This window comes from uncultured Salinicola sp., assembly GCF_937921195.1.
In the GTDB taxonomy this organism is placed as follows: Bacteria; Pseudomonadota; Gammaproteobacteria; order Pseudomonadales; family Halomonadaceae; genus Salinicola.
Map to the genome: position 1 here is coordinate 1 of NZ_CALFQK010000070.1, position 5165 is coordinate 5165.

5 protein-coding genes are annotated in these 5165 nt (G+C 65.8%); 3 read left to right on the top strand and 2 right to left on the bottom strand.

The window, feature by feature from the left end; all coding sequences use genetic code 11:
* Window positions 1–1386: DUF4153 domain-containing protein (locus tag Q0602_RS06070; RefSeq protein WP_298840322.1), on the top strand; the 1386-nt coding region annotated here is incomplete at its 5' end.
* A 15-nt stretch (window positions 1387–1401) separates the two neighbouring features.
* On the opposite strand, the gene stpA is transcribed toward Q0602_RS06070, so the two are convergent.
* Complete coding sequence (stpA, locus tag Q0602_RS06075) at window positions 1402–2673, bottom strand: glucosylglycerol 3-phosphatase (protein WP_298840324.1); 1272 nt, start codon at window positions 2671–2673, stop codon at window positions 1402–1404.
* Between the two features lie 259 nt (window positions 2674–2932).
* Here stpA and Q0602_RS06080 point away from each other — a divergent pair, with 259 nt between their 5' ends.
* Both Q0602_RS06080 and Q0602_RS06085 read left to right on the top strand, forming a co-directional pair.
* On the top strand, window positions 2933–3421 hold the full coding sequence (locus tag Q0602_RS06080; RefSeq protein ID WP_295037062.1) for a pyridoxamine 5'-phosphate oxidase family protein: 489 nt from the start codon (window positions 2933–2935) through the stop codon (window positions 3419–3421).
* Window positions 3422–3553: 132 nt separating this feature from the next.
* The gene (locus Q0602_RS06085; RefSeq protein ID WP_298840328.1) at window positions 3554–4591 is read left to right on the top strand and encodes a CNNM domain-containing protein; all 1038 of its coding nucleotides are present in this window, start codon (window positions 3554–3556) and stop codon (window positions 4589–4591) included.
* 33 nt (window positions 4592–4624) lie between these two features.
* On the opposite strand, the gene phnE is transcribed toward Q0602_RS06085, so the two are convergent.
* Window positions 4625–5165 (bottom strand): phosphonate ABC transporter, permease protein PhnE (gene phnE, locus Q0602_RS06090; RefSeq protein WP_298840331.1); only part of this gene is annotated, 541 nt, incomplete at its 5' end.

The following is a 5165-nucleotide window of genomic DNA, read 5'->3' on the forward strand; positions in this document are numbered from 1 at the left end:
TGGCTGCTTGCGTTTGCTCTCGTCACGCTGGTTCCGCTGTCGCCCTATCTCGCGGGAGGCTCCGGCGCGGCATTCCGGGGATTTCTGGGGCGGCTGACGTTCGCGTTTCTGCTCTCCGCCATCGGCTGGAACCTGCTCGGCGGCGGTCTCTCGCTGGTCTTCGTCAGCCTGAACCTGCTGTTCGGGCTCGAGGTGCCGTTCCAGCTCTATGCGCACGTCGCCGCCATCACGGCGCTGCTGTTCGCGCCGCTGTTCTGGCTGGCGCTGATACCGGACTCGTTCGACCTGGCCGACGACTGTCGACTCGACAGGCTCTCCGCCCGCGCGGTCGGTGCGCTGGGGGAATGGATCGCCGCGCCGCTGATCCTCGTCTACGCCCTCATCCTTCACGCCTACGCGGTGAAGTGTCTGGTGGGCGGGGGCTTGCCCAGTGGCCAGAGCGGCTGGCTGGTTTCCGGCTTCGGCATTTGCCTGCTGGTCGCTCTGATCGTATGCCGGCCTTTCATGCGCGAAGAACGCGCCCTGGCGCGTGTCATGCTGCGCTACTGGCCGTGGGTGTTGCCGGTGCCGCTCGTGCTCGTCGTCATCGCTGTCGCACAGCGAATCGGCGCCTATGGCGTGACGCCGGAGCGCTATCTGCTCGCGGCCCTGGCGGCCGTGCTGGCGGTGGTGGCGCTGCTGCAGGTTCTCCGGCGCCCACGCGGCGATATCCGGCTGATGGCGGCGATTCCTGTCGTGACGATGCTGGTGGCAAGCTTCGGTCCCCAGGGGGCCGAGTGGACATCGATTCGCAGCCAGAGCGATCGCTTCCTGGCGATCGTCGAGCAACCGGCGAGAGACGCGGAGCAGACCGGCCAAGCCCTGGCGGCGCTGAGGTATCTGGAGGACGCCGGCGAACTGGGACGGGTGGCGCCCGCGGGCGGCATGCCGGCGAGCGAGGCGCCATCGGGCATCGAGCCGTTGGCCCGGGCCTGGGGGCTGGATCCCTCCTTGGCGGCCATTGCCGGCAGTGACCGCTACTCGCGCGTCTATTCGGGCTCGACGGGCGTCGCGCTCGAGGGGTTCGATCTGCTGTTGAACGCCGTCGACGTGAGTGCCGGGCGCCAGACCGAGGTGACGCTGCCGACGGGGGAGCTTCTACGCCTTACCGTGCAGGGGCGGGAGCTGCTCGTCTCCGCGCAGGCCAGATCGATCGGTTTCGCTCTGCCGCGGCAGATGACCGCCGCCTCCACCGGGAGTGTCGCCGAGGCAACGCTGGTGACGCTTCGCAAGGATGGGGTGACAATAGGGTTGTTGCCAGCGACGCTGAGCGGGTCGCTGACACCCGAGCCGACCCTGGAGCACCTCTCCGGCACGGTGTTGCTGAACGCGAGGGACTGGCGCTGATTCAACGATCGGGGCTCAGCGCCGCGCGGCCAGTTCACAGAAGAAATCGATGTACTGGGTGTGACCCTCCGGGAAGATCACATCCAGCGTCAACGGGTCCGCGGCATCGCTGATCCCCTCCAGCGCCGGCCAGACCTCGATGTCGGGATTCCCGGCATGACACGCCAGCCGCTCGGCATCCACGCCGGCGCGCCGCACTTCTCCACCGCTGCTGTCGACGTAGAGCACGCGGTTGTCGCTGCCGAAGGTTTCGCCCAGTTGCTGGATCAGGGTCAGAAAGCCGCGGTCGCTGCCGCCGCGCTGACGTTCGCCGCGCGCATCGCCAGAGGGAATGAACGACGTCACGGTGTCTCCCACCCCGACGATGCGCGGCATCAGCGCAGGATCGAAATGGTCGCGGGCCAGTCGCAGCAGCGCCTTGTGATCGCGGGGCGCCTCGCGGGCGTTGAACGCCTCGCCCAACGGGTAGTGCCCCGTGTGACGATGGTAATAGCGGTTGAGGATGACCAGCACGCCGATCTCCTTGACGCCGCCGCGCAGCATCAGCTGGAAATCGGTGGTGCCGGCACCTTCCCCGTTCTCGTCGCCCTGTCGCAGGCGCTCGTTGCCGTCGGCGTCATGGCCGGCATTGGGGGCGTAGTGGATGAAAAAGGCGTCATCCAGCCCCGCTTGGCGGGCGGCTTCGAGCCGCGCGTGCATGAACTCGGCGATGTCGGACTGCAGTGCCCGATAGTGTGCTGGCGTCGCCTGCCAGTGGCGGTGGAAGACGTTGAGGTTGAGCGTCGGCGAGGCGATGTTGTCGAGGACCGCCGCGGCAATCAGTTCGCGTCTCGTCTCCGACGGCAGGTCATAGGGTGGCCGCGACAGCAGCGACTCGAGAAATGCCTCCGCCTGGGCGGGAAACGCCTTCAGAAACGCCAGCTCGGCGTCGCTCACGCCGGGGTGCGATACCGCCCCGAAACGGTCCTGCCACTGCACGCCGCCGGCCGCCAGCCCGGGCAGGTAGCGGCCCTGCTCGCCGGGACGATCCGGCGTCTCGAACTGCGCCTCGACGATGCCGTTCACGCCGCGGGAGCCGATGTGTTCGCCGTTGGTCAGTACGAAGAAGTGCCCATCGAGGCGACGGGTGGCGTCGAGGTATCGCCGCTCCAACCGCCGCGTCAGCGGATTGCCGACCAGCCCCATGCAGACCCCGTCGAGGTCCTGGATGACGAGCAGGTTGTCGGTGGCCGCCAGCTCTTCCAGCAGGGCGGCGTGATCCAGCGAGAAAGGACGAGTCAGGGGCATGATGGGCGCCTTGGTCGGGACGAGTGATAGGTGGCGTCGCTGGGCGAACGTTCACCAGTATAGCGTCAGCTTCCGGACCGAATAGCGACGGTTTGCCCGACCGGGGTGCCCCGACTAGGCTTCTTGCTGGGAGTCGCCTTGATCGCGAGGCGCCGAGGCGACCCAGTTGGGTGAAGTGCAAGACGCTCACGCCCGGATGGCGTGATGACAGCCCGACCAGGGGGGGACCCCGGAAGGGCAACATTGGCAGGAGGCAACGATGTCCAGTCCCGAGCACAAGCAGAAGATCTGGAAGCTGATCGAGAAGATCAAGGTCGGCATGTTGGTCACGCTCGACGATGGTGTGCCGCGAGCGCGCCCCATGCATCTGGTGCAGGATGCCTACGACGGCAAGCTCTGGTTCTACACGCGCCGCAGCGCCGAAAAGTCGTTCGAGGCGCAGCAGGATCAGGATGTCTGCATCACGTTCTCGGACCAGGATGACGGCATCTATGTGTCGATGTCTGGCCGGGCGCGCCTCAACGACGACCCCGCGCTGGTCGAGAAGTACTGGAATCCGTTCGTGGCCGCCTGGTTCACCGGTGGCAAGGAGGATCCGGACATCACCATGATGGAGATCGACGTCGACTTCGGCGAGCACTGGCAGTCCCGGGAGAGCAAGACGTTCCAGCTCTACGAGATCGCCAAGGCCAACGTGAAGAAGGAACATCAGCCCGATCTCGGCGAGAACGAGAAGTTCGGTCACTGAGCCGCCGGACTCGGCAACAGGTGTCATGCCGCCGACCTCCGGCCGGAGGTCGGCGGATTTCTCCGCGAGGTCATTGACAGCCGTGTGACAAGTCAGGATAAAGAGTCCTCACAAGTCACATAGCGACCCCTCATGTTTCTGCTGACGGCATTCGTCGTTCTCTCGATCGGTTTCTCCTTCGTCTGTTCGGTGCTGGAAGCCGCGCTGCTCTCGCTCACACCGAGCTACATCGCGCAGCTCAAGGACACCCGCCCCAAGCTTCACGACAAGCTCAACAAGCTCAAATCGAACATCGATCGCCCGCTGGCGGCGATCCTGACCCTCAACACCATCGCGCACACCGTCGGTGCCACGGGCGTCGGCGCCCAGGTGGCGGTGGTGTTCGGCGACGCCCACGTGGCCATCGCCTCGGCCTTGATGACCTTCGGCATCCTGGTGTTCTCGGAGATCATTCCCAAGACCATCGGGGCGAGCTACTGGCGTGGCCTGGCCCCCTTTCTGCCACCGACCTTGCGCGTCATGGTGCTGTTGCTGCTGCCGTTCATCTGGCTCTCGGAGATGATCACCAATCGCATCGCCAAGAGCGAGAATGACGTCGACATGCGCGGGGAGATCAAGGCGCTGGCGAGGATCGGCCTGGAAGAGAAGGCGCTGGATGCCGACGAGACCCGCACCATCACCAATATTCTCAACCTGCACGAGATTCTGGTGAAGAGCGTGATGACGCCGCGGACCGTGTGCGAAACGGTGACGCCCGACATGACCGTGGCCGAGTTCGATCAGCGCTACGGCAAGACGCAGTTCACGCGCTTCCCGGTCATGGACGGCGCCGAGGATGCGCTGGGTTACGTGCACAAGGCGGATACCTATCACGCCGATGACGAGCAGAAGCTCAAGGCCCTGATGCACCCGATCGCCATCGTCGACGAGGCCGATAGCGTCGAGCATGTCTTCATCGCCATGCTCAAGGATCACAACCATCTGCGGGTGGTCTACGACGACCATGGCAACTGGGTCGGGCTGATCACCATGGAAGACGTGATCGAGACGATCCTGGGCCAGGACATCGTCGACGAGACCGACAACGTGCACAACCTGCGCAAGTACGCCAAGCAGCGCTGGCTGAAGCGGATCAAGCGCGGCGAATCCACCCAGCCGCCGCCGGGCTGAAGCCGGCGGCGGTCACCTCATGGCTGGGCGCGGTTAGATGACCTTCTTGCGCAGCCAGGCGGCCAGTGCCTCGCCCAGGATGACCAGGGCGATGATCGCCAGCAGGATGGTGGCGACGGTCTGCCACGCCAGCGTGTCGATGGCGCCCTGAAGGATCACGCCGATCCCGCCGGCGCCGACCAGGCCGAGCACCGTCGACTCGCGCAGGTTGATGTCCCAGCGCAGGATGCCGACCGCGAAGAAGGTCGGCATGACCTGCGGCACGATGGCGTAGAGCACCACCTTGGCCCGCGAGGCGCCGGTCGCTTCCAGCGCCTCCACCGGGCGGCGGTCGATCTCCTCGATCGCCTCGCCCAGCAGCTTGCCGAGAAAGCCGATCGACCGGAACATGATCGCGATGATGCCGGCCAGCACGCCGGGACCGAAGATCGCCACGAACAGCAGCGCCCAGATCAGCGTGTTGACCGACCGGCTCGAGACCAGAATGAAACGGCCCAGCCACAGCGTGAAACGGTTGGGCGTCGTGTTCTGGGCCGCGATGTAGGCGATCGGCAGCGACACGAAGACGGCCACG

Bases quoted from the DNA above. Each gene is read 5' to 3' on its own strand.
- stpA (WP_298840324.1), bottom strand. From the start codon at position 2,673: ATGCCCCTGACTCGTCCTTTCTCGCTGGATCACGCCGCCCTGCTGGAA.
- Q0602_RS06080 (WP_295037062.1), top strand. From the start codon at position 2,933: ATGTCCAGTCCCGAGCACAAGCAGAAGATCTGGAAGCTGATCGAGAAG.
- Q0602_RS06085 (WP_298840328.1), top strand. From the start codon at position 3,554: ATGTTTCTGCTGACGGCATTCGTCGTTCTCTCGATCGGTTTCTCCTTC.